Annotated in this window: 20 protein-coding genes, 2 tRNA genes and 3 rRNA genes; 5 read left to right on the top strand and 20 right to left on the bottom strand. The window is 59.3% G+C overall.

Translation table 11 applies throughout. The features are described 5' to 3' along the window. Window positions 1-30 precede the first annotated feature (30 nt). The 5 genes from rrf to NKT35_RS10505 all read right to left on the bottom strand — a co-directional run bounded on the left by rrf (window position 31) and on the right by NKT35_RS10505 (window position 5,234). Window positions 31-145 (bottom strand): 5S ribosomal RNA (rrf, locus tag NKT35_RS10525). Window positions 146-291: 146 nt separating this feature from the next. Beyond that, window positions 292-3,183: ribosomal RNA gene (locus NKT35_RS10520) — 23S ribosomal RNA — on the bottom strand. Between the two features lie 258 nt (window positions 3,184-3,441). After that, window positions 3,442-3,517, bottom strand: a tRNA-Ala gene (locus NKT35_RS10515). A 12-nt stretch (window positions 3,518-3,529) separates the two neighbouring features. Next, a tRNA-Ile gene (locus NKT35_RS10510) sits at window positions 3,530-3,606 on the bottom strand. 92 nt (window positions 3,607-3,698) lie between these two features. After that, window positions 3,699-5,234 (bottom strand): 16S ribosomal RNA (locus NKT35_RS10505). The 16S, 23S and 5S rRNA genes sit together here with 2 tRNA genes alongside, the layout of an rRNA operon. Window positions 5,235-5,632: 398 nt before the next feature. Here NKT35_RS10505 and NKT35_RS10500 point away from each other — a divergent pair. Next, window positions 5,633-6,268 carry a pyrimidine 5'-nucleotidase gene (locus NKT35_RS10500; protein WP_254301034.1) on the top strand — a complete coding sequence of 212 codons (636 nt, stop codon included), beginning with the start codon at window positions 5,633-5,635 and terminating at the stop codon, window positions 6,266-6,268. A 68-nt stretch (window positions 6,269-6,336) separates the two neighbouring features. On the opposite strand, the gene NKT35_RS10495 is transcribed toward NKT35_RS10500, so the two are convergent. The 5 genes from NKT35_RS10495 to NKT35_RS10475 all read right to left on the bottom strand — a co-directional run bounded on the left by NKT35_RS10495 (window position 6,337) and on the right by NKT35_RS10475 (window position 11,434). Further along, on the bottom strand, window positions 6,337-7,401 hold the full coding sequence (locus tag NKT35_RS10495; RefSeq protein WP_254301033.1) for an ABC transporter substrate-binding protein: 1,065 nt from the start codon (window positions 7,399-7,401) through the stop codon (window positions 6,337-6,339). Window positions 7,402-7,560: 159 nt separating this feature from the next. Further along, window positions 7,561-8,355: an ABC transporter permease gene (locus tag NKT35_RS10490; RefSeq protein ID WP_254301032.1), complete on the bottom strand. Its 795-nt coding sequence runs from the start codon at window positions 8,353-8,355 to the stop codon at window positions 7,561-7,563. Next, window positions 8,348-9,241, bottom strand: coding sequence for an ABC transporter permease (locus NKT35_RS10485; RefSeq protein ID WP_254301031.1), 894 nt, complete (start codon window positions 9,239-9,241; stop codon window positions 8,348-8,350). Before NKT35_RS10485 ends, NKT35_RS10490 begins: the two co-directional genes overlap by 8 nt. A gap of 3 nt (window positions 9,242-9,244) precedes the next feature. Continuing rightward, window positions 9,245-10,330 carry an ABC transporter ATP-binding protein gene (locus NKT35_RS10480; RefSeq protein WP_254301030.1) on the bottom strand — a complete coding sequence of 362 codons (1,086 nt, stop codon included), beginning with the start codon at window positions 10,328-10,330 and terminating at the stop codon, window positions 9,245-9,247. Between the two features lie 492 nt (window positions 10,331-10,822). Further along, window positions 10,823-11,434: an OmpW/AlkL family protein gene (locus NKT35_RS10475; protein WP_254301029.1), complete on the bottom strand. Its 612-nt coding sequence runs from the start codon at window positions 11,432-11,434 to the stop codon at window positions 10,823-10,825. A 146-nt stretch (window positions 11,435-11,580) separates the two neighbouring features. Between NKT35_RS10475 and ubiD the strand changes: the two genes are divergently transcribed. Then, complete coding sequence (ubiD, locus tag NKT35_RS10470; RefSeq protein ID WP_254301028.1) at window positions 11,581-13,056, top strand: 4-hydroxy-3-polyprenylbenzoate decarboxylase; 1,476 nt, start codon at window positions 11,581-11,583, stop codon at window positions 13,054-13,056. A 49-nt stretch (window positions 13,057-13,105) separates the two neighbouring features. On the opposite strand, the gene NKT35_RS10465 is transcribed toward ubiD, so the two are convergent. Continuing rightward, window positions 13,106-13,678, bottom strand: a complete 573-nt coding sequence (locus NKT35_RS10465) for a HutD/Ves family protein (protein WP_254301027.1) — start codon at window positions 13,676-13,678, stop codon at window positions 13,106-13,108. A gap of 119 nt (window positions 13,679-13,797) precedes the next feature. Here NKT35_RS10465 and NKT35_RS10460 point away from each other — a divergent pair, with 119 nt between their 5' ends. After that, entirely contained in the window at window positions 13,798-14,157 is a 360-nt protein-coding gene (locus NKT35_RS10460) for a 50S ribosome-binding protein YggL (protein ID WP_254301026.1), read from the top strand. Between the two features lie 93 nt (window positions 14,158-14,250). Here NKT35_RS10460 and NKT35_RS10455 read toward each other — a convergent pair whose 3' ends face one another. From NKT35_RS10455 to NKT35_RS10435, 5 genes are all read right to left on the bottom strand, one after another. After that, a complete protein-coding gene (locus tag NKT35_RS10455) occupies window positions 14,251-14,832 on the bottom strand; it encodes a YdcF family protein (protein WP_254301025.1) in 582 nt (193 codons plus the stop codon). A gap of 97 nt (window positions 14,833-14,929) precedes the next feature. Continuing rightward, window positions 14,930-15,169: a DUF2164 family protein gene (locus NKT35_RS10450; protein WP_254301024.1), complete on the bottom strand. Its 240-nt coding sequence runs from the start codon at window positions 15,167-15,169 to the stop codon at window positions 14,930-14,932. A 62-nt stretch (window positions 15,170-15,231) separates the two neighbouring features. Beyond that, entirely contained in the window at window positions 15,232-15,588 is a 357-nt protein-coding gene (locus tag NKT35_RS10445) for a hypothetical protein (protein ID WP_254301023.1), read from the bottom strand. Window positions 15,589-15,739: 151 nt separating this feature from the next. Then, window positions 15,740-17,143 (bottom strand): aspartate ammonia-lyase, encoded by a 1,404-nt coding sequence (gene aspA / locus NKT35_RS10440; RefSeq protein WP_254301022.1) that lies wholly within the window; start codon window positions 17,141-17,143, stop codon window positions 15,740-15,742. 138 nt (window positions 17,144-17,281) lie between these two features. Next, entirely contained in the window at window positions 17,282-18,190 is a 909-nt protein-coding gene (locus tag NKT35_RS10435; RefSeq protein WP_254301021.1) for a LysR family transcriptional regulator, read from the bottom strand. A 149-nt stretch (window positions 18,191-18,339) separates the two neighbouring features. Between NKT35_RS10435 and NKT35_RS10430 the strand changes: the two genes are divergently transcribed. Then, window positions 18,340-19,482, top strand: a complete 1,143-nt coding sequence (locus NKT35_RS10430) for a GGDEF domain-containing protein (RefSeq protein WP_254301020.1) — start codon at window positions 18,340-18,342, stop codon at window positions 19,480-19,482. Window positions 19,483-19,560: 78 nt separating this feature from the next. Beyond that, entirely contained in the window at window positions 19,561-20,157 is a 597-nt protein-coding gene (locus NKT35_RS10425) for a hypothetical protein (RefSeq protein WP_254301019.1), read from the top strand. A gap of 33 nt (window positions 20,158-20,190) precedes the next feature. On the opposite strand, the gene NKT35_RS10420 is transcribed toward NKT35_RS10425, so the two are convergent. Genes NKT35_RS10420 through NKT35_RS10405 form a run of 4 tightly spaced genes read right to left on the bottom strand, consistent with a single transcriptional unit; the run spans window position 20,191 to window position 24,366 of the window. Continuing rightward, window positions 20,191-22,071 carry a polysaccharide biosynthesis protein gene (locus NKT35_RS10420; RefSeq protein ID WP_254301018.1) on the bottom strand — a complete coding sequence of 627 codons (1,881 nt, stop codon included), beginning with the start codon at window positions 22,069-22,071 and terminating at the stop codon, window positions 20,191-20,193. A gap of 2 nt (window positions 22,072-22,073) precedes the next feature. Continuing rightward, window positions 22,074-22,541: a GNAT family N-acetyltransferase gene (locus NKT35_RS10415; protein WP_254301017.1), complete on the bottom strand. Its 468-nt coding sequence runs from the start codon at window positions 22,539-22,541 to the stop codon at window positions 22,074-22,076. Further along, entirely contained in the window at window positions 22,538-23,206 is a 669-nt protein-coding gene (locus tag NKT35_RS10410; protein ID WP_305883475.1) for a sugar transferase, read from the bottom strand. Before NKT35_RS10410 ends, NKT35_RS10415 begins: the two co-directional genes overlap by 4 nt. Then, window positions 23,203-24,366 carry a DegT/DnrJ/EryC1/StrS family aminotransferase gene (locus NKT35_RS10405; RefSeq protein ID WP_254301016.1) on the bottom strand — a complete coding sequence of 388 codons (1,164 nt, stop codon included), beginning with the start codon at window positions 24,364-24,366 and terminating at the stop codon, window positions 23,203-23,205. Before NKT35_RS10405 ends, NKT35_RS10410 begins: the two co-directional genes overlap by 4 nt. Window positions 24,367-24,744 lie beyond the last annotated feature (378 nt).

Raw genomic sequence — 24,744 nt, 5'->3', positions numbered from 1 at the left:
AGCTCGATTGAGCTGGGCTTCGAATGGGGCGTCTGGCGGTGTCCTACTTTCACATGGCCAAGGCCACACTATCATCGGCGCTAAGATGTTTCACGGTCCTGTTCGGGATGGGAAGGCGTGGGACCATCTCGCTAAGGCCACCAGACATAAACTTGTACAAACTTAAAGAAGCCTGAACCAGAGAAGCTCTCTGATTCTGAATATTCGGTATTTAATTGTGTCGCACACACTCTATCTCGTCGCTCAGTATCATACGAATCCAAGATCCGTACGCTAAGCCACTCAAATGATAGGATCAAGCCTCACGAGCAATTAGTATCGGTTAGCTTCACGCCTCACAGCGCTTCCACACCCGACCTATCAACGTCCTGGTCTCGAACGACTCTTCAGGGAGGTCAAGCCTCCAGGGAAGTCTCATCTTCAGGCAAGTTTCCCGCTTAGATGCTTTCAGCGGTTATCTCTTCCGCACTTAGCTACCCGGCGATGCGACTGGCGTCACAACCGGTACACCAGAGGTGCGTCCACTCCGGTCCTCTCGTACTAGGAGCAGCCCCCGTCAAACTTCCAACGCCCACTGCAGATAGGGACCAAACTGTCTCACGACGTTTTGAACCCAGCTCACGTACCACTTTAAATGGCGAACAGCCATACCCTTGGGACCGGCTACAGCCCCAGGATGTGATGAGCCGACATCGAGGTGCCAAACACCGCCGTCGATGTGAACTCTTGGGCGGTATCAGCCTGTTATCCCCGGAGTACCTTTTATCCGTTGAGCGATGGCCCTTCCATTCAGAACCACCGGATCACTATGTCCTGCTTTCGCACCTGCTCGACTTGTCGGTCTCGCAGTTAAGCTACCTTTTGCCATTGCACTATCAGCACGATTTCCGACCGTACCTAGGTAACCTTCGAACTCCTCCGTTACACTTTGGGAGGAGACCGCCCCAGTCAAACTGCCTACCATGCACTGTCCCCAATCCGGATCACGGACCAAGGTTAGAACCTCAAACACACCAGGGTGGTATTTCAAGGACGGCTCCACCAGAACTAGCGTCCTGGCTTCAAAGCCTCCCACCTATCCTACACAAGTCTGTTCAAAGTCCAATGCAAAGCTACAGTAAAGGTTCACGGGGTCTTTCCGTCTAGCAGCGGGGAGATTGCATCTTCACAAACACTTCAACTTCGCTGAGTCTCAGGAGGAGACAGTGTGGCCATCGTTACGCCATTCGTGCGGGTCGGAACTTACCCGACAAGGAATTTCGCTACCTTAGGACCGTTATAGTTACGGCCGCCGTTTACCGGGGCTTCGATCAAGAGCTTGCACCCCATCACTTAACCTTCCGGCACCGGGCAGGCGTCACACCGTATACGTCCACTTTCGTGTTGGCACAGTGCTGTGTTTTTGTTAAACAGTCGCAGCCACCTATTCTCTGCGACCTGTCAAAGCTTCGTGAGTAAATCACTACACCCCAACAGGCATACCTTCTCCCGAAGTTACGGTATCAATTTGCCGAGTTCCTTCTCCTGAGTTCTCTCAAGCGCCTTAGAATTCTCATCCTGCCCACCTGTGTCGGTTTGCGGTACGGTTCTTGTGTAGCTGAAGCTTAGTGGCTTTTCCTGGAAGCGTGGTATCAGTCACTTCAGGTCCGTAGACCCTCGTTATCACTTCTCGGCGTTAAAGAAGGGCGGATTTGCCTACCCCTCACGCCTACCGGCTTGAACAGACTATTCCAACAGTCTGCTGACCTAACCTTCTCCGTCCCCACATCGCACTACACAAAAGTACGGGAATTTTAACCCGTTTCCCATCGACTACGCTTTTCAGCCTCGCCTTAGGGGCCGACTCACCCTACGCCGATGAACGTTGCGTAGGAAACCTTGGGCTTTCGGCGAGCGGGCTTTTCACCCGCTTTATCGCTACTCATGTCAGCATTCGCACTTCTGATATCTCCAGCATGCCTCTCGACACACCTTCACAGACCTACAGAACGCTCCCCTACCACGGACGCTTACGCGCCCATCCGCAGCTTCGGTTATCAGTTTGAGCCCCGTTACATCTTCCGCGCAGGACGACTCGACCAGTGAGCTATTACGCTTTCTTTAAATGATGGCTGCTTCTAAGCCAACATCCTGGCTGTCTAGGCCTTCCCACTTCGTTTACCACTTAACTGATCATTTGGGACCTTAGCTGGCGGTCTGGGTTGTTTCCCTCTTGACAATGGACGTTAGCACCCACTGTCTGTCTGCCAAGCTCGCACTTTCCGGTATTCAGAGTTTGCCATGGTTTGGTAAATCGCAATGACCCCCTAGCCATAACAGTGCTTTACCCCCGGAAGTGATACTTGACGCACTACCTAAATAGTTTTCGGGGAGAACCAGCTATCTCCGAGTTTGTTTAGCCTTTCACCCCTATCCACAGCTCATCCCCTAGTTTTGCAACACTAGTGGGTTCGGACCTCCAGTGCGTGTTACCGCACCTTCATCCTGGCCATGGATAGATCACTCGGTTTCGGGTCTACACCCAGCGACTAAGACGCCCTATTCGGACTCGGTTTCCCTACGCCTCCCCTATTCGGTTAAGCTTGCCACTGAATGTAAGTCGCTGACCCATTATACAAAAGGTACGCAGTCACGGAACAAGTCCGCTCCCACTGTTTGTATGCATCCGGTTTCAGGTTCTATTTCACTCCCCTCCCGGGGTTCTTTTCGCCTTTCCCTCACGGTACTGGTTCACTATCGGTCGATCATGAGTATTTAGCCTTGGAGGATGGTCCCCCCATCTTCAGACAGGATTTCTCGTGTCCCGCCCTACTTGTCGTATGCCTAGTTCTTGCGATGCGTTTTCGTGTACGGGGCTATCACCCACTACGGCGGTCCTTTCCATGAACCTTCCACTAACGCAACTCATAACACATACAGGCTGTTCCGCGTTCGCTCGCCACTACTTACGGAATCTCGGTTGATTTCTTTTCCTTCAGCTACTTAGATGTTTCAGTTCGCTGAGTTCGCCTCCGCAGACCTATGTATTCAGTCTGGGATACCGCCTAAACGGTGGGTTTCCCCATTCGGACATCGCGGGATCAAAGCTCTATTGCCAGCTCCCCCGCGCTTTTCGCAGGCTTACACGTCCTTCATCGCCTATGATCGCCAAGGCATCCACCAGATGCACTTAGTCGCTTGACCCTATCATTTCAGTAACCTAAATTACTGCGACAATAGAGAGTGTTTGTGCGACGACTGCACCGCCCCTTTTGATATGGCGACGCAGCCTTAGATACAATCAAATACCCAAGATGACGATCTGTCGACATGAAGAGTTAACTCCATGTTTTCATCTCGCCGTCTATATATATTCGGCTTCTTCAGTTTGTTAAAGATCGGGCGTATTTTCAACGCAAACAAAATCACACTCTCTCAAGAGTGATTATGTTTGCACTGGAGTGGTGGAGGATGACGGGATCGAACCGACGACCCCCTGCTTGCAAAGCAGGTGCTCTCCCAACTGAGCTAATCCCCCAAACAGGTCAAATGGTGGGTCTGGTAGGACTCGAACCTACGACCCCTGCGTTATCAACACAGTGCTCTAACCAGCTGAGCTACAAACCCAGTTGACTTTAGAGATCGTGGACTCCACAACCTCAATGCCCTTAACACAAATAACCGATAGGCTGTAAGTACTTGGCAATCGCCTTCTCTAGAAAGGAGGTGATCCAGCCGCAGGTTCCCCTACGGCTACCTTGTTACGACTTCACCCCAGTCATGAATCCCACCGTGGTAAGCGGCCTCCTTACGGTTAGCCTACCCACTTCTGGTGAAACTCACTCCCATGGTGTGACGGGCGGTGTGTACAAGACCCGGGAACGTATTCACCGCAGCATGCTGATCTGCGATTACTAGCGATTCCGACTTCACGCACTCGAGTTGCAGAGTGCGATCCGGACTACGATCGGTTTTCTGAGATTAGCTCCACCTCGCGGCTTGGCAACCCTCTGTACCGACCATTGTATGACGTGTGAAGCCCTGCTCATAAGGGCCATGAGGACTTGACGTCATCCCCACCTTCCTCCGGCTTGTCACCGGCAGTCTCATTAGAGTGCCCAACTAAATGATGGCAACTAATGACAAGGGTTGCGCTCGTTGCGGGACTTAACCCAACATCTCACGACACGAGCTGACGACAGCCATGCAGCACCTGTGTTAACGCTCCCTTTCGGGCACCAAGATATCTCTACCAAGTTCGTTACATGTCAAGAGCAGGTAAGGTTTTTCGCGTTGCATCGAATTAATCCACATCATCCACCGCTTGTGCGGGTCCCCGTCAATTCCTTTGAGTTTTAACCTTGCGGCCGTACTCCCCAGGCGGTCAACTTCACGCGTTAGCTACGCTACCAAGGATTCAAACCCCCAACAGCTAGTTGACATCGTTTAGGGCGTGGACTACCAGGGTATCTAATCCTGTTTGCTCCCCACGCTTTCGTGCATGAGCGTCAGTGTCATCCCAGGGGGCTGCCTTCGCCATCGGTATTCCTCCACATCTCTACGCATTTCACTGCTACACGTGGAATTCTACCCCCCTCTGACGCACTCTAGTCGTGCAGTCTCCAATGCCGTTCCCAGGTTGAGCCCGGGGCTTTCACATCAGACTTGCACAACCGCCTGCGCACGCTTTACGCCCAGTAATTCCGATTAACGCTTGCACCCTACGTATTACCGCGGCTGCTGGCACGTAGTTAGCCGGTGCTTATTCTTCAGGTACTGTCATCCCCGCCAGGTATTAACCAGCGGGATTTCCTCCCTGACAAAAGTCCTTTACAACCCGAAGGCCTTCTTCAGACACGCGGCATGGCTGGATCAGGCTTGCGCCCATTGTCCAAAATTCCCCACTGCTGCCTCCCGTAGGAGTCTGGGCCGTGTCTCAGTCCCAGTGTGGCGGATCATCCTCTCAGACCCGCTACTGATCGTCGCCTTGGTGAGCTCTTACCTCACCAACTAGCTAATCAGACATCGGCTGCTCGTATAACGCGAGGTCTTTCGATCCCCCGCTTTCCCCCTCAGGGCGTATGCGGTATTAATCCGGCTTTCGCCGAGCTATCCCCCATTACACGGTACATTCCGATGCATTACTCACCCGTTCGCCACTCGTCAGCGGTGCAAGCACCCTGTTACCGTTCGACTTGCATGTGTAAAGCATGCCGCCAGCGTTCAATCTGAGCCAGGATCAAACTCTTCAGTTCAATCTCATAGCAAATTTTCTGGCACGCAAGTTCAAAGAAATAAACAAGTATCTCTTGTCTCTTGCAGTGCAAGTATTTGGCTTTCACCAAGCACTTACACCTATCGGTTATTCGTTCTGTTAAAGAGCAGTGCCGGTGCAGTTTTCGTCACCTCGGAAACCGTTTCGTTTCCGCTGTTTCGTTCGCTGCGTCAGCTGAGGAGGCGAACTATACGCCCGAGCCTTGGGGTCGTCAACACCTTTTGCGAGAAAAAATGAACTTTCTGCGCACAAGCGCGACAAGCTACTGATTTGTAAAGAAACTGAAGTCAAAGAATTTTACTGAAGCCTCTCCCCTAGCCGGCAAACCGCAGTCGCTGGATAATCGTCAGCCCACCTTTTGGCAGATTTGGCCTTACCGTGAGTCATAAAACCTGGATTTTCGATCTCGACGACACCCTGCACCATGCCAGCGGCGGCATCTTCGCCCACATCAATCTGCTGATGACCCGCTATATGATGCGCCACCTCAACATCAATGAAGAGGAGGCCACCGCGCTGCGCTCCCGCTACTGGGCGCAATACGGCGCGACCATGCATGGCTTGTCCACCAACCATGGCATCGATCCGCAGCACTTCCTGATTGAGACCCACCCTCTGGAAGTGCTGGCTCAATGGCTGCAATTCGAAGAGCGGCTGGCCGAGAGCCTGAGCGCGTTGCCCGGCCGCAAGATCATTCTGTCCAACGGGCCGCAACATTATGTGGAAGGGATTCTGGACAAGATGCGCATCCAGCATCATTTCGAATCCATCTATGGCGTGGAGCGGCTCAACTATATTCCCAAGCCCCATCTGCATGCCTTCCAGACAGTGCTGAGCAAGGAGGGGCTTGATCCTGCCCGCTGCATCATGGTGGAAGACTCGCTGCCCAATCTGCTCACCGCAAAGGAAATGGGCATGACCACGGTCTGGGTCAGCCAGGAAGCGCGCAAGCCCGCCCATGTGGATTACCGGATAGACAAGATTGCGCAACTGCAGCGCCTCAATCTAAGCTGAGCCTGCCGTCGATATCTATAGAAAAAGCCGGGATTTCTCCCGGCTTTTCATTTAACAAGCGGCGCAGCTTACTTCAGCTTGATTTCGGACCAGACCTTGTTCAGCTCGCGGCGGTCTTTGGCGTTCAGATCATGCAGCTGCTGCAGGCGCGGCAGATCCTGGGCGGTCGGCAGGATGCCTGGGATCTTGGTCAGTTCGGTCTTGATGAACTTGCCGGCGGCAGCATTCGGGTTGCCGTTGCCCATCTCGTTGGTCAGACCGGCGGCGTTCTTGCCATCCAGCATGAAGTTGATGAACTTGTAGGCCAGATCCTTGCGCGGGGCGTCCTTCAGCACCACGAAGTTATCCAGCGACAAGGTATTGCCTTCCTTCTGCAGGCTGAAGTTCAGCGCGAAGGCGCGCTTGGCCTTCTTGGCATCTTGCTGCGCCTGGTACATATCGTTGGAGTAGCCGAAGGCGACATAGATGTTGCCGACCGTCAGCTCCTTGATATAGGACTGGTTATTGAAAGCGGCCCAGTACGGCTTGGCTTTCAGGATCACGTCCTTGGCGGCTTTCCAGTCAGCCGGATTGGTGGAGTTGGCCGGCTTGCCCAGATACATCAGCGCGGCGGACACCAGCTCGCGCTGCGAATCCAATACGGTAACCTTGCCCTTGACCTTGGACAGCAGCGCCGGATCAAAAATCAGCGCCCAGGTGTTGACCTTGTCGCCCAGGCCCAGCTGCTTGATCTTGGTTTCGTTGTAGCCGATCAGCGTGGTGGTGAAGGCGTACGGCGCGGAGAACTTGTTGCCCTTGTCGAAGAAGCTGTTCAGATAACCCGGGTTCAGGTTCTTGAAGTTAGGCAGCTGCGCCTTGTCCAGCGGCTGCGTCTTGCCTTGCTTGATCAGCGCCTCCACCGCGAAACCGGTCGGCACCACGATGTCGTAGCCCTTGGCGCCGGCGGCCAGCTTGGCCAACAGCTCTTCGTTGTCGCCGTAGTAATCCTGCACCAGTTTGCACTTGCAGTAGGCTTCGAAGTTCTTGGCCGCGGTTTCGGACAGATAGTTGTTCCAGTTGTAGAGATGCAGCTCTTCGGCGGCAAATGCCTGGGTCGAGGCTGCCAATGCCATCACGGCGAGAATCTTCTTCATCTTGTTTCCTTTGTATTGCACAGCATGTGAGTATTGCTACAAACCGGACGGCATCCCCTCAGAGCCGTCCAGCCCCGGCGGCGACGGCAAGATCATATTGCATCGCAACACAAACTTGCCGCCCATTCGGCCTTTCGGCCGGGTGGCAACCTCCACCCTTTAACTGTTTGCCCGCAGCGCGCTGGGCGAGACCTTGGACGCGATGACGATCAAAGCCAGCGTCAGCAGCATCAACAAGCTGGATACCGCGTTCACTTCCGGCGTCACCGAAATCTTGATCATCGAATAGATTTCCAGCGGCAACATGCTGGCCCCGGCGCCGGCGGTGAAGAAGGTGATCACGAAGTCATCGATGGACAAGGTGAAGGCCATCAAGGCGCCGGCGATGATGCCGGGCTTGATCACCGGCAGCGTGATCAGACGGAAAGCCTGGAACGGCGTGGCACCCAGATCGCGCGCCGCTTCCACCAGGCTGTCGTCCATGCCCTGCATCCGCGCCCGCACCACGATGGCGACGAAGCCTATGCAGAAGGCGATGTGCGACAGCAGAATAGTGATGAAGCCCAGCTCCAGAATGCCGATCAGCTGATTGACGATGACGAAGAAGATCACCAGCGACACGCCCATCAGCAATTCCGGAATGGCGATAGGCGTCAGCACCAGGAAAGGCAGCAGCTTGAGCTTGTAGCGATGCAGCGCGATGCCGGCCAGCGTGCCCAGAATGGTGGAGAAGAAGCTGGCGATGATGCCGATAAGCAGCGAGTTGCCGGCCGCGGTCAGCATTTTCTCGTTATGGAACAGCTTCTGGTACCACTTGAGCGTGAAGCCCACCCATTCGGCGTTCAGGCGCGAATCGTTGAAGGAGTACAACACCACGATGATCAGCGGCAGGTACAGGAATAGATAAGTGAGCGAAGCGGAAGCCCACAGCCATTTGGATTGTTTCTTAGCCACGGCCCTTCCCCCTTCTGGCCACCACGGCCCCCAAGGCAGCGATCAGTAACACGCCGCCGGTCAGCATGATGGACAGCACCGAGCCAAACGGCCAGTCGCGGGTATCCAGAATCTGCTGCTTGATCAGATTGCCTATCATGATGGACTCGGTGCCGCCCAGGATGTCTGGAATGGCGAACATGCCCAGCGCCGGGATGAACACCAGCGCCGAGCCGGCGAACACGCCGGGCAGGCTCAGCGGCCAGGTCACGCGCCAGAAGCGCTGCCAGGCGTTGGCGCCCAGATCCTGCGCCGCGTCCAGCAAGGCCATGTCGTGCTTTTCCAGATTGGCGTACAGCGGCAGCACCATGAAGGGCAGATGCACATACACCAGGCCGACGATCACCGCGAACGAGGTGAACAGCAGGCGCACCGGCTCGAAGCCCAGCGCCGTCAACACCGTGTTCAGCGCCTTGGTCAGCGCCGACTGCGGACCGAGAATGATCATCCAGGCGTAGATGCGGATCAGGAAATTGGACCAGAACGGCAGGATCACCAACAGCAGCATCAGGTCGCGGTACTTCTTGCCGGAGCGGGCGATCAGCCAGGCCAGCGGATAAGCCATCAGCAGGCACACCACGGTGGTGGTCAGCGCATAGCCGGCCGACTTGACGAACAGCTCGAGGTAGAGCGGCTCTTCCACCAGGCGGTGGAAATTGTCCAGCGTCAGCTGCCAGACGCGCTGGCCGTCTTCAATGGTGAAGATAGGCGCCAGGCCGCCGTAGTCGCCGGGCTGGCGGAACGCGGCCACCAGCATGATCAGCGACGGAATCAGGAAGAACAATACCAAGTACAGCAAGGGGGGCCAGGACAGCGCCCACTTGCCGAAACGATCACGGATGGCCATCGCTTACTCCGTCAGGAAGCTGCCGGCGTCGAAGCGCCAGGCGATTTCGACGATATCGCCGCTATCGAAGAACTTGGCGACGCCGGGAATATTGTTGGCTTGCATCGCCTCCACCATCACGCCGTCGGCCACTTCCACTACATACAGGGTCACGTCGCCCAGATACAGGCAATCGTGCACGCGGCCCTTGAAATAGGCCTCGTCCGGCAGGTCCGGCAATTCCTTGTCCAGCTTCACTTTTTCCGGACGCAGCGCCAGCCAGCCTTGCTGGCCTTCCTTGACGCCGGCCACAGCCTGGCACTTCACGTCGCCGCAGCCCTTGATCGCCACTGTCATGGTATCGCCATGCAGCGCCTTGACCACGCCGTCCAGCACATTGCACTGGCCGAGGAAGTCGGCGACGAAACGGTTCTTCGGGAAGCTGTACAGCTTTTCCGGCGCATCCAACTGCTCCACCTTGCCGTGGCTCATCACCGCGATGCGGTGCGACAGCGCCAGCGCCTCGCCCTGATCATGGGTGACATAGACAAAGGTGATGCCCACTTCTTTTTGCAGGTTGATCAGCTCGATCTGCATTTCCTCGCGCAGCTTGGCGTCGAGCGCGGACAAGGGCTCGTCCAGCAACAACAGGCGGGGCCTATCCACCAGGGCGCGGGCGATGGCCACGCGCTGGCGCTGGCCGCCGGACATTTCATGCGGATAACGGCTGCCAAACTGAGTCAGGCGCACGTCCTCCAACAACTCGTCCACCTGGGCATTGATCTTGGCCTTATCCCATTTAGCCATTTTCAGCGGGAAAGCGATGTTCTCGCGCACCGTCATGTGCGGGAACAAGGCATAGCTCTGGAACACGGTATGCACCGGGCGCTTCTCCGGCGCCACCTGCGACATGTCCTTGCCATCCAGCAGGATCTGGCCCGCGTCAGGCTGCTCGAAACCGGCCAGCATGCGCAGCAAGGTGGTCTTGCCGCAGCCGGAAGGTCCCAGCAGGGTGAAGAACTCGCCCGCTTCGACCGACAGGCTGACGTCGTTGACAGCCGTGAAGTCGCCGAAGCGTTTGACCACATTTTTGATTTCCAGGAGAGCCATTGATCTTCCCCGCCACGAAAAAGGGCGCCATTTTAACAAAAAAACCGTTTTCGGGGCCGCCGAAATCCCTAGTAAATTCAAGACCTCAGCGCATTTTTCCCCACCTATCGAATCCGGACAGATTTATTCGGGATAAGTTGCTCTTTTCAATGGAAAAAAGAGCGAAACATGTAGGTGGAGCGCATGAAAAATCAATTTTTTTTGTCATCAAAAATGATGTATTTTGACAACAAATATATCTAGAACAATCTTTGCGCCAACTTCCCAGCCAGCTTTGCCGCCCTAAGCGGGACTGAGGCTTGGCAGAATATGCCACGCCCGGCGTGCGAATGTTCAAAGCCAAGCGCATTGCGCCATACAGGCGTTTGCTTCACATCCCAGCATTCGCCGCTTCGCAATAAATGTCAACAGCATTTCAATATTCAGAATTTCCCTTTCCAGAAAATAAAAAAGGACGCCCGCAGGCGTCCTGGCTATCCTTTTGGATCCGAATCAGAACTTGGTGCCGATGCCCACGCCGAAGACCCACGGATCTACGTGCAGAGTGCCCAGTTTGGCGCCATTCGACGCGACGGTCACATCGGTCTGCACCCACAGTTTCTTCACATCGACGTTGAAGAACCAGCTCTTGTTGATGGCGATATCCGCGCCAGCTTGCAGCGCCGGGCCAAAGCTGTTGTTCTTCACATTCAGCGGAGTGGAACCGCCTGCATTCAAACCATTATCATAAAAACGGGTGTAGTTCAGACCTGCGCCGACATAGGGACGGAACGTAGCCTCAGGCGCGAAATGGTATTGCAGCGTCACCGTCGGCGGCAACACCGAGACTTTGCCGATATCCGCGCCATTGGCGGTGATCTTGTGCCGGGAAGTGCCCAGAATCAGCTCCGCGCCGATATTGTTGGTGATCATGTAGGTGAAATCTAATTCAGGTGCAACCGAACTCTTGGCATCCACAGACAAGCCAGGCAGCGCGCCGGAATTGCTCCAGCTGGCGGACGGATCCACGTCGATCAGGCGGAAACGAGCCAGAATGTCGCCTTGGGCGGCAAACGCGCTGGCGGAAATCATGCCGATCATGGCGGCGAGTGCGAGCTTCTTCATGTTCTGTTCTCCATTACATACAAAAATTTGCCGCCTGATGCGCTCCCAGCGTTGACAGCTTCCCCCGCCGGCAGTAGCGTGCGACCTCCGAAGGCAGATTAGCCAAGCCCCCTTATTCCAACTTTGCGCCAGATCATGAAACAATCATGAAATATGCCGATCTCCGGGAATTCATCTCCCAACTAGAAGAAAAACAACTGCTGAAGCGCATCAGGACGCCGGTCTCGCCGCATCTGGAAATGACCGAAATCGGCGACCGGGTATTGAAAGCCGGCGGCCCCGCCTTGCTGTTCGAGCAAGCGAGCCATGATGGCAAGACCTATGGCTTCCCGGTTTTGGCCAATCTGTTCGGCACGCCCGAGCGGGTGGCGATGGGTATGGGCGCCGAAGATGTGATGCAACTCAGAGAGATAGGCAAGACCTTGGCCTATCTGAAAGAGCCGGAACCGCCCAAGGGCCTGAAGGATGCCTGGGACAAGCTGCCGCTGCTGAAGCAGGTGCTGTCCATGGCGCCCAAAGAAGTCAAAAAAGCGCCCTGCCAGGACATCGTCTGGGAAGGCGCGGCAGTCGATCTGGAAAAATTACCCATTCAGCATTGCTGGCCGGGCGATGTAGCGCCGTTGATTACCTGGGGCCTAACCGTCACGCGCGGGCCGAACAAGAAACGGCAGAATCTCGGCATTTACCGCCAGCAGGTGATAGGCAAGAACCGCGTGATCATGCGCTGGCTGGCCCACCGCGGCGGCGCGCTGGATTACCGCGAATTCCGCCAGCAGAACCCGGACGCCCCCTATCCGGTTGCGGTGGTGCTGGGCTGCGACCCGGCAACGATACTGGGCGCGGTGACGCCAGTGCCGGACACGTTGTCCGAGTACCAGTTCGCCGGCCTATTGCGCGGCAGCCGCACCGAGCTGGTGAAATGTCTGGGATCGGACCTGCAAGTGCCTGCGCGCGCGGAAATCGTGCTGGAAGGCCACATCCACCCCAACGATATGGCGATGGAAGGCCCCTACGGCGATCACACCGGTTATTACAACGAGCAGGACAGCTTCCCGGTGCTGACCATAGATCGCATCACCATGCGCGAAAATGCCATCTACCACAGCACCTACACCGGCAAGCCGCCGGATGAGCCGGCCATTTTGGGCGTGGCGCTGAACGAGGTGTTCGTGCCGATTCTGCAGAAGCAGTTTCCGGAGATCGTGGACTTCTACCTGCCGCCGGAAGGCTGCAGCTACCGCATGGCCATCGTCAGCATCAAGAAGCAGTATCCCGGCCACGCCAAGCGGGTGATGATGGGCTGCTGGAGCTTCCTGCGCCAGTTCATGTACACCAAGTTCATCGTGGTGGTGGACGACGACGTCAATACCCGCGACTGGAAGGAAGTGATCTGGGCGATCACCACCCGCATGGACCCGGTGCGCGACACCACCCTGATCGACCACACGCCTATCGACTACCTGGACTTCGCCAGCCCGATCTCCGGCCTGGGCGGCAAGATGGGGCTGGACGCCACCAACAAGATGCCGGGCGAAACCAACCGCGAATGGGGCACGCCCATCGTGATGGACGATGCCGTCAAACAGCGGGTAGACGCGCTGTGGAGCGAGCTGGGGCTATGACGCTCTCCCCCTCTGCGACAAAGCCGGCCCTCGCGGCCGGCTTTGTTCTTCAGGCTGCGGAATGAAGCGTCACGTCCGCTCGCCAATAGGCGGCCGCGCTTAAGGCCTCTAAACGGACGGTTTCCTGTTCCGCCAGCAACAAACATTCTTTCGGCAACTCGCCGCCCTCTGCAGACCAGCGCCCCTGATGCAGATAGATCAGGCTCAGATCGCAGGCTTCCCACTCCAGGATTTCGCCTGCCTCGCAGGCCGCATGGCTCAACTCGCCTCGTCCCCAGTCCCGCGCCAACATCAGATTGCAATCGCGCAGCGGGCCATCCAGCAAGCGGCAGGCTATGTCGATTTCGCCGGTAAACGCCACGACTTGGCCAGCCTGGTCCAGACGCAAAACGCGGCCATCCGCCAGCGCCAGCTCCATGCCGGCGCCCTCCAGCAGGCCCAACTGCCTGTCCACGCCGGCAAAATGCGAAAAAGGCCCGCTCTGCCTGACATCCGCTACCGACAGCCTGAGGGCGAAAGCGTCCTGGCGGCGCGGATGCGGCAACCTAAACAGCTCCAGCGTCTCGCCGCCGCCATTGGCCCAGGGCATGGGCCGAAAATCGTCTATGGTGTAAATCTGCATCCGGTTGGCTCCCGTCTGGTCCCGTTCGCGCGCATGACGCGGCTTCTCCAGATCATCTTAACCGGAACGCCAGCAAAAACCTGCTATGATCGCCCGATTTGAAGAACTAAGGATTCACCATGGCTCTCCCGCGCAACCCGAACTCCGCCCAACGCCTGAAACGCCTGAACGCCCGCCAGCGCAAGAAAATGCGCGTCGGCGAATTCCGCGAACTGGGCTTCCACCTGATCGCCGAACTGCATGACGCGGCCGATGCCGACGCGCTGCTGGACGGCTGGCTGACCCGTTTCGACGAAGCCGGCATCAGCTTCGGCGGCCATTTCGACGGCAAGAATCGCCTGGAAGGCGTGGCCTTCCCGATCAGCGGCGTGCAGATCGACGAGACGCTGCGCGGCGATCTGGTCGCCTGGCTGGAAAGCCGTCCGGAAGTGAAGTCGCTGCAAGCCAGCGAACTGATCGACCTGTGGCACGCGGCCTGATCCAAGCGATCCCGTTCGACGCAAAAAAGCCGGCAAACGCCGGCTTTTGTTTTATCCACAGATTTTGATAAATTCAGAAATTATCCACAATTCTCAGGAAAGCTGGCGGAACACCCGATAACCGACATACAGCCAGGTCTCGCGCGCCAGAAAACGCGACCAGTTGGAAAAGGTTTTGAAGCGGCTGGACTGCGTCGGCGCGGGATAGGCGCGCAGGCCCAGATCGTTGGCCATCAGCACCGCGCGGCGCATGTGCAAGGGGTCGCTGACCAATAAATAGGAATGGATGCCGAACTGATTGCCCAGATCGCGGGAGTTCGACAGATTCTGCCAAGTGGTGCGCGATTGGTTCTCCGCCAGCATCGCCGTCATCGGCACCCCCAGCTTGGCGGCGAACTCGCGCCCCACATCGGCCTCGGCCGGATAACCCGGCTCCGGCGTGCCCCCGGTGAAGACGATCCAGCGCACCTTGCCGCCCTGGTACAGCTTGACCGCATGGTTGATGCGCTCGCGGAACACCGGCGAGGGCTTGTTGCCCCAAGCCGCGGCGCCCAGCACCAGCGCCGCGTCGGCATTGGGTTCGTCAGCATCGTTGCCGTAATCGGCAATGCTCCAGGCTATCCACGCGAAGCCAAGCGCCACCGCCAGCACCGCCAATAGAAAACCTTTTATCATCAAACGCAGATAGAGCATCGGTACGACAGCATGAAAAGATAGGATGGTCGATTGTAACCGCAATTGAACTGCATGGTCAGTCCGAACATGCCATCTCTTACTGCTCCAGCTCCCAAATCGCCGCTTGCAGGCTTTCCATTCTGGCCGCCAGCGCGGCCTGCGCGTCTTGCAGCGCCTTGTTGTAGATTTCGCGCCCAAGCTCTTCCGCGAGGAAATCCAGCAGAAAACGCGCGTCGAAACCGCCTAGCTCCACGCCCAGCTGTTCGTTCATATAGGCCTGCAGCCGCGGCGCCAGATAGTGCAGCTGAGATTCGCCCAATTTGAAGGAATTGGCCACGTCGCGCTCCACGAAAAAGAGCGATTATCCCTCAGCGGCCGACGCAACGGCTAGCGCCGGGATCAGCAATGCGACCACGCGCGCCCCAGCTCAACCAGACTGTCCTGGCAAATCCGCTGGCAACGCGTCAGACAATGCTGCCATGCCAGGCTCCTCCCATCGGCGTCCAGGTGGGCGCATGTCTGCCGCAGCAACTCGAAACCCGCCGGGCAGCTGTCATGCCAAAGAGAGATGCCGTCGGCGCAGCCGCGTCGAGACAGGCGCGCCAACTTATCCGGCAAGGGCGCAGGGCTCAGGCATACGCGCGCGCCGTAAAACAGGCTGGAACGCCAATATTGCCGCTGACAGCGCTCTTGCTGCAGCAGACTGCTGCATAGCTGCGCGGGAAATCCCCAGCTCCACCACAGTAGATCGCGCATCACCCGCTCCTTTATTGTGCACCGCACCATAATGTTATACGACCCTGCCCGCTTGAACGCAATCGACAGCAGTCAGTGAAACAGGCAAAAAAAACCGGCGCACCAGGCGCCGGGAATCACGAGTCAAACAAAGGAGAAAAACGAATTCGGTTTACAGCGTCACCCAGCGCGGCTGAGTCAGGGTTTCCGGTTGCAGGATGTCGTCCAGCTGAGCGCGGGTCAGCAAGCCATGAGCCAGCACCACCTCGGCCACGCTGCTGCCGTTGGCGTGCGCTTCGGCGGCCACGCGGGTGGCGGCTTCATAGCCGATCACCGGGTTGAGCGCAGTCACCAGGCCGATGGAGTTTTCCACGCTTTGGCGCAGGCGCTCGCAGTTGGCGGTGATGCCTTTTACACAGTGCTCGGTCAGCGTGTCGCAGGCATTGGCCAGATGGCCGGCGCTGCGGAACAGACTGTAGGCGATCACCGGTTCGAAGGCGTTCAGCTGCAGCTGGCCGGCCTCGGCGGCCATGGTGATGGTCATGTCGTTGCCGATGACTTCATAGGCCACCTGGCTCACCACTTCCGGAATCACCGGATTGACCTTGCCCGGCATGATGGACGAGCCCGCCTGGCGCGCCGGCAGATTGATCTCGCCGAAACCGGCGCGCGGGCCGGACGACAACAGGCGCAAATCGTTGCAAGTCTTGGACAGCTTGACCGCCACGCGCTTGAGCACGCCGGACAGCTGCACGAAAGCGCCGCAGTCCTGGGTGGCCTCGATCAGATTCGGCGCGGTGATCAGCTTGCAGCCCACCTGTTCCGACAGGTGCAGGCACACCAGCTTGGCGTAGTCCGGGTGTGCGGTGATGCCGGTGCCGATGGCGGTGGCGCCGAGGTTGATTTCCAGCATCAGCGCGCTGGCTTCCTTCAGGCGCTGCTCATCCTCGCCCAGCATCACGGAATAGGTCTGGAATTCCTGGCCCAGCGTCATCGGCACCGCGTCCTGCAGCTGGGTGCGGCCCATCTTCAGGATGTCCTTGAACTCCTCGGCCTTGTCCTCAAAGGACTTGCGCAGCACTTCCATCCGCGACACCAGCTTCAACACGCCCCAGAAGGCAGCCAGGCGCAGCGCGGTCGGATAGACGTCGTTGGTGCTCTGGCACAGGTTGACGTGCTCGTTCGGGTGCAGATATTGGTACTCGCCCTTGGCGTGGCCCAGCAGCTCCAGCGCGCGGTTGGCGATCACCTCGTTGGCGTTCATATTGGTGGAGGTCCCGGCACCGCCCTGAATCACATCGACAACGAACTCTTCATGCAACTTGCCGGAGCGGATTTCTTCGCAGGCATCGACGATGGCCTGGGCCAGCTTGGGCTCCAAGATGCCGAGGTCGCGGTTGGCCTGGGCGGCGGCTTGCTTGATGCAGGCCAGCGCGCGGATCAGGTCGCCGTAGCTGCCTATGGTCTGGCCGGTGATCGGGAAATTCTCGATGGCGCGCAGGGTATGCACGCCCCAGTAGGCGCTGGCCGGCACGTCGCGGTTGCCAAGCAGGTCATGTTCGATGCGGGTGGTCATCTGCGTTCTCCTCAGGGCGGCCGTCATGCGCGGCCTGGAATGCCCCGCACTGTATGCCTGCCCCGCCGGCTTGACCAATTCCGAATGCGGATGGGGTTATGCAGGAAATGCATAACCATGCCAAACCCAGGCCCCGCCTCACACCGCGGGGTAGCGCTCGCTCAAATACGCCCACAAAGCCACCTGCTCCGGCTTGGCGTGGCGCAGATCGCAATACAGCTGAATCTCCATTTGCACGCTCCATTCGTCGCCGCCGGCGGGCATCAGCAAGCCGGCCTGGCACTCCGCCGCCACCGAGCTTTCCGGCAGGAAGGCCAGGCCGTGGCCGGCCAGGGCCATCTGCTTCAGCCCTTCGGCCATATCCGTTTCATAGCGCAGCGACAAATGCGCCGGCTGCGGACCGCTGACCAAGAGCAAATCGCTCATCAGCCGGAAATAGGCATTGCTGGCGTAGCCGAGGAAGGGCAATGGTGCATCCGGATGGCCCGGCAAGACGTAAAGCGCTTCGCCGGCCTCCACGCGCGAGTACGGCCGCAAACGCTCCACGCCCAGGCGCAATCCGCCATAGCGCGCGTCGTGCAGCTCCACCGGCTGCTTGGGATGGTGATAGCACATCAGGAAATCGCTGCCGCCTTCGACGAAGGCCAGCACCGCGTCGTGCACATTGCTGGCCTGCAGGCGGCAGGACAGCTGGCCGAAGCCATCTTCGACCTCGGTCAACCACTTGGGAAAATAAGAAAACGACAGCGTGTGCGGCACGGCGAATTCCAGCGTGCCCTGCGGCAAGGGCTGCAGGCCGCGCAGCATGGTGCGGGTAGTGTTGAGCTGGGCCAACAAAGGCACCGCCTGCTCCTGCAATAATTTGCCGGCGGCGGTGAGTTTGGTCGGATAGGTGGTGCGGTCTATCAGGTCCGCGCCCATCCAGCTCTCCAGCGCGCGGATGCGGCGCGAGAATGCCGGCTGGGTCAGATGCCGCAATTCTGCCGAACGGGTAAAACTGCCGGTATCGGCCAATACCAGAAAATCTTCCAGCCAGCGCGTTTCCATGCCTGAGTCTCTCCTTGAACGGCTCAGATATTACACCCGGCCCGCCCGACATCCTCAATATCCATGATTAAAAAATGGTCTAAACTAAACCCAATACGCACAAGTATAAAAAGTGCGATGATATTCACACGGCAACCCTTACGCACTCGATGAAGCTCAATCTGTGGCACACCCTGCTGGGCCTGATTCCCGGCGAAATCGACGCCGATGAAGGCCTGCAACTCGTTGCGCCGTTCGGGCACGCGCCTTTGCTCAGCCATAGGCGCGGGCACATCCTGATCGGCCGCGTCCGGATGATCGCCACGCTGTTCGCGCTGTTGACGCCGCTGTGGATCCTGGTCGATCTCCTCACCTTGCCCGCCGGGCTATGGCAACCGCTGGCCTTGCTGCGCGTGGCGGCTAGCGCGGCCTTTGTGGCGCTGGCCCGCAGCCATCATCACAACGCCACGATGATGGCGGCCTATCGCGCCATGGCCTGGCTATTCGCCATCCCCACCGTGTTTTATGTCGCCTCGCTCTGGCTGCTGTTCCACTTCCAGCTCAGCGGCCTGTCCGCCGCCATCGGCGCGGGCTATGCCTATCTGCCCTTCGTGTTGCTGGCCGGCCTGGCTGTGTTCCCGCTCGCCTTGCTGGAAAGCGCTCTGTTCGCCTTGCCGGTGCTGGTCGGTTTTCTGCTCACGCACTTGCTGTCGCCCTACTCCGCCAACTGGGCCACGCTGGGAGGCGAGCTATGGCTCCTGGCGCTGCTCTCCGGCGTAGCGGCCATCGCCGGCGTGAGCCAGCTGGCTTACATCATCGTGCTGGTCAAACAAGCGGTGCGCGACCCGCTGACCGGCGTATTCTCCCGCCGCAGCGGCGAAGAAATCCTGGCCCTGATGCAAGCGCAGCGGCAGCGGCCCGACTTGAGCCTGGCCTTTTTCGACCTCGATCATTTCAAGGACGTCAACGACCGCTACGGCCATCAAGCCGGCGACCGGGTGCTGTGCCATTTCGCCTCCCAGCTCGACAGCCAGCTGCGGCGCAGCGATGTACTGGTGCGCTGGGGCGGCGAGGAGTTTCTGCTGTTGCTGCCCGGCACCAGCCTGCATCAGGCGCGCGCCTTGATCGCGCGGCTGCAGGAAAGCGGCTTGGGCGAGCGTCCGGACGGACGGCCGCTCACCGCCAGCATAGGCCTGGCGGAATGGCAGCAGGAAGGCTGCCAGGACTGGCGGCAATTGGTGGAAATCGCCGATATCCGCATGTATCGCGCCAAACAGCAAGGCAGGAACCGGTTGATCGCGGCGGAATGTTGAAGCAGAGGGGAACTTGCAGCAGCTAATCGGCCCCAAGCTATATTTGACAAAATAATGACCAAGTCATAATTTGTCCCCATGCCGATAAGAATCACCGAACAGTCATTCACGCCGCTCACGCCGCGCGCCATCGCCATCTATCTGAGCCTGCTGGCTCATTTGCTCGCCTTGATGGCGCTGGATAGCCTGCGCGTGCGCCTGCCTGACAACAAGATCCCCATGCTGGTGCGGATCGAGCCCATCACGCTTGCTCCCTCGCCGGCCGCCGAACCCTCGCGCGCGGCGCCCACGCCCTTATCGACACCGAAAGCCGCGCCGGCGCGCGAGCCCATGCCCAAATCGGCGCCTGATCATGCCCGGCGCTTGCAGCATAAAGAGCGCTCATCATTAGCGGAGCCCAGCGCAGCGGGCAAGCCAGGCAAGAGCGATGCCAGCGCCGCAGCCAGCGAGCCGCGGCTCACCATGGGCGCCTTACGTCAGCAAATACGGCAACTGGAAGCTGAAAATCCCAACGCCAAACCGCTGCCAGCCGATCCAGCCAAGGAAAAGTTGGCAAAGGCAATCGACCGCGCCGAAAAACCCAGCTGCGCCCATGCTTACTCAAGCGGCGGGCTGCTGGCCATTCCGGTCATCCTGTACAAGACGCTGGATAAAGACAACGGCTGCAAGTGGTAGCTTGCAGCCGTCGTTTTCGGAGAGGGGAAGCCCTCAGCCTTGCTGCGTCACCCAGTCCTGCGTGGCCTCGCCCGCCTGGAACTCGTGCACTGCCTCCTGCATCAGCGCGAAAGCCGTCGGCGCGTCCAACTGACGGCAGGCGTCTTGCAGGCGCGACAGCAAGGACGCCATCTCGGCTTCGGACAAGTGGTATTCCTGGGCGCGCATGATTCTGGCGTGGTCTGTGGCCTGCACGTTGTCGCCTATCAGCAACTCCTCGTACAACTTCTCGCCGGGACGCAGGCCGGTGACGCGGATTTCAATGTCGCCATTCGGATGATCCGCGTCCTTCACTTCCAGCCCGGACAAATGCACCATGCGGCGGGCCAGATCGATGATCTTGACCGGCTCGCCCATGTCCAGCACGAACACGTCGCCGCCGTCGCCCATCGCGCCGGCCTGGATCACCAGTTGCGCCGCTTCCGGTATGGTCATGAAGTAACGGGTAATGTCGGCGTGGGTCAGCGTGATCGGGCCGCCGGCCTTGATCTGGCGGCGGAACAGCGGCACCACCGATCCAGAGCTGCCCAGCACATTGCCGAAGCGCACCATCACGAAGCGGGTGCGGCTGCCGCGCGCGTGGCGGGTTTGCAGCGTCAGCTCGGCCAGCCGCTTGGTGGCGCCCATCACATTGGTGGGACGCACCGCCTTGTCGGTGGAAATCAGCACGAAGGTGTCGACACCGCAATCCTCCGCCGCGCGGGCGGTGGTGTCGGTGCCGAAAGCGTTGTTGACGATGCCGGCCACCGGGTTGTGCTCCACCATCGGCACATGCTTGTAAGCGGCGGCGTGGTAGACCGTTTCCACCTGGAAGGCGCGCATCACCTGGCTCAGGCGCTCATAGTCGGTGACCGAGCCCAATAGCGGCGTGCGCGGAATCTTAGGCGCCAGCTGCGCCAGCTCCTGGTCGATGCTGTAGAGCGCGAACTCCGACAGCTCGAACAACACGATGCGCGCGGGCTGGTTGCGCACGATCTGCCGCGCCAGTTCCGAGCCGATGGAGCCGCCGGCGCCGGTGACCATCACCACCTTGCCGCGGATATTGCGCGCCAAGAGCTCGGCCTTGGGCGGCACCGGATCGCGGCCCAGCAGGTCCTCGATCTCCACTTCCTTGAGCTCTTCCACTCTCGCTTCGCCCGACACCAGATCGGCCATGCCCGGCAGCCGCTTGATCGTCACCCGCAGTTTTTCCAACGACTCCAGGATCTCGCGCTGGCGGCCGCGGCTGACCGAGGGCATGGCCAACAGAATGCATTTGGCGCGGGTGTCCTTGAGCAGCGCCGGCAGTTCTTCCGCCGCATGCACCGCCACGCCGCGGTAAGTTCGGCGCAGCAGATCCGGGTTGTCGTCAACGAAGGCCATCGGCCGGTATTCGCGGCCCGCTTGCAAGGCCAGCATCAGTTGCACGCCGGCCTGGCCGGCGCCGTAGATAATCACCGGATCGCGCGGCGCTTCGGTGGCGTCGATGCGCCGCACCAGGCCGCGCAGCAGGAAGCGGCTGCCGCCGATATAGGCCATGGCGAACACCCAGAAGATGATCACCGAGGTGCGCGGCATCGCCCAGATCTGGAACATCTGTATCACCGCCTGCAACACCAGCACCGACAAGGTGACACCGGAAAACACCGTGAGGATGATCTTGTCGTCGAGGTATTTCAGCACCGCGCGATACAGGCCCAGCTTGATGAAGATGGGGATGGCCCACAAGGGCGGCACGATGAAGATCCACAGGTGCGGATTGAGCTTGGGGTCCCAATAACCACCCAGGCGCAGGAACACCGCGCTCCACAGCGCCAGCGGCAACAGCAATGTGTCCATCAGCGCCAGCATCGCCATCTTGTTGTGTCGGGAGAAGGCTAGCAGTTTTTCAAACATGGTCATTCTTTCCCATCCGGCCGCCATTGATACAGCACGTCCGGACAGCGTTCCTCGTTATCCTGGCCGTCGCCCAGGCTTAGCAGCGCAAAGCCGTGCTGCTCGTAAAAACGCCGCGCGCCGGCATTGGCCTGGAACACGTGCAAGCGGCAAGACTGCGTGCGCCCCGCCAACACCTGTTGCATCAAAGCATGGCCGATGCCCGCGCCTTGATGCCTCGCGGCGACATACAACTGATCCAGCCAAAACTGGCCATCCAGCTCGGAGCAAGCAGCGAAGCCGGCGATCTCGCCGCCCTGCTCCGCCAGCCAGACGCCGCCGGCGGGCAGCAAAGCGCCGGCGAACCAGGCGCGCACCGCCGCATCGTCATGCGCCAAGGGCGCGTAATCCATGGCGCGGCGGCAGTCCAGATAAATGCCTGCCAGCGCGTCGGCGTCGCGGGCTTCGGCGCTGCGGATGAAATAAGTCATCGGTTCACGATCTTCATCAAGGTGGCGACGATGATGCGGATGTCTTCCCACAGGCTATGCGTCTCGGCATAGCGCACGTAGTAGCCCAGCTTCTCCGGCAGCACTTCGTCGATATACGCGCGTTCCGGATCGGCGGCGCGGCCCAGTATCTCGTTTTCATCGATCATCTTGATCGATGCCCAGTCGGTGATGCCGGGGCGAACCGACAACACGATGTCCTTCACCTCGTCCGGATAGTGCGCCACGTACTTGGGCACTTCCGGCCGCGGGCCGACCAGGCTCATGTCGCCGAACAGCACGTCCAGCAGCTGCGGCAGCTCGTCCAGCTTGGTCTTGCGCAAGATGCGGCCGGCGCCGGTGATGCGGCTGTCGGCGCCGACGGTCAGCTGGCCCTGGCGCTCGGTGTCCACCTGCATGGTGCGGAATTTGTGGATGCGGAACAGCGCGCCGCCCCGCCCCACCCGCACCTGGCGGAAGAACACCGGCCCCGGCGAATCCAGCTTCACCCACAGCGCCACCGCCATCAGCGGCAGCGCCAGCACGGCGAGACCCGCGCCGGCAGCGGCGATGTCGAACAGCCGCTTCAGCAAGCGCGAGCCATGGCGGCGCGGCCGGCAGCAAGGCGGCAACAGCTCGCCGCCCTCTTTGTCCAGCCGCTCGCTCATGCGCCCAGAATCTCGCGCACGGCGGCGATGACGCGGCTCTGGTCATCGTCCGTCATCTTGGTGTACAGCGGCAGCGTCACTTCAGCTTCAAACGCGGCGTCGGCCACCGGGAACTGCTCGCGGGCCAGTTGGTAGCCGTCGCGCCATACCGGCTGGCGGTGCAGCGGGATGAAGTGCACCGAGCAGCCGATTCCCTTCTCGGCCATTTTGGCGATGAAGTCGTCGCGGCTGATGCCGGCTTCCGGCTTGAGGCGCACCGGGTACAGGTGCCAGGCGTGGTTGCTGCCCTCATCCTTGGCGCGCGCCGGCAGGATCAGCGGCAGGCCGGCCAGCTCGCGGTCGAAGCGCTGGGCCATGACTTCGCGCTTTTCATAGAAGCCGCGGATCTTCTTCAACTGATGGATGCCCATCGCCGCGGCGGTGTCCGGCATATTGTACTTGTAGCCCGGCGCGACCACTTCGTAGAACCAGGCCGGGGTCTTGGACACGTAGCGGTCGAAAGCGTCGCGGCTGATGCCGTGCAGGCGCATCACCTTGCAGCGGGCGATGATGTCCTTGTGTTTCGACACCACCATGCCGCCTTCGCCGGTGGTCATGGTCTTGTTGGCGTAGAAGCTGAATACCGTCACGTCGGAATCCAGCGTGCCGATCAGCTTGCCCTTGTAGTAGGTGGGCATAGCATGGGCGGCGTCTTCGACGATCTTCAGCCCATGCTCGCGGGCGATGGCGATGATCTCGTCCATGTCGCAGGCCAGGCCGGCGAAGTGCACCGGGATAATGGCTTTGGTCTTAGCGGTGATCGCCGCGCGAATCGCGTCCGGACGGATATTGAAGGTCGCGGCGTCCACGTCCACGCACACCGGGTGCGCGCCCAGGTAGCGCACCACTTCGGCGGTGGCGGTGAAGGTGTAGGACGGCACGATCACTTCATCGCCCTCCTTGATGCCGATAGCCTCCAGCGCCAGGTGCAGGCCGGCGGTGGCGGAGTTGACCGCGATCGCCTCGACGCCGTCGCCCAGGAAGGCCGCGAAATCCGCTTCGAACTGCTTGGTCTTGGGGCCGGTGGTGACCCAGCCGGAACGCAGCGCGTCGACCACTTCGTTGATCTCTTCCTCGCCGATGTCCGGCAAGGCGAACGGCAGGAATTTTTGTTCGCTCATTTCTCAGTCTTTCGTCTTAGCGCGGCCACGCTCGGCCGCCGTCCATGTCCATCGCCGCGCGCCATCGCGCCCGGCTTGCAAAATCTCGTCTCTCGCGTGGGCATGCAAACATTGCCCACGCTACATCGCTCGACCGTAGGGTGGGCAAGCGGATTCTGCTTGCCCACGCGCATTGAGTCATATCACTAACTATTCTGGCTATTCACTGAACAGGCCTGACTCTGCCTCTCCAGCCCAGTCAACGAGCAAACGCCCTTCCTCCTCCCTGCGATGAAGGCTGGAGTAAGGCTAATCTTTTATTCGCGCCACCAAACCATGTTTGAGTGGATTGCCATGACCGCGTGGGCAATGCAAGCATTGCCCATCCTACATGGCAAC

The sequence above is a fragment of the Chromobacterium sp. IIBBL 290-4 genome, assembly GCF_024207115.1.
Classification (GTDB): domain Bacteria; phylum Pseudomonadota; class Gammaproteobacteria; order Burkholderiales; family Chromobacteriaceae; genus Chromobacterium.
This window is presented reverse-complemented; position numbering and strand designations above follow the sequence as displayed.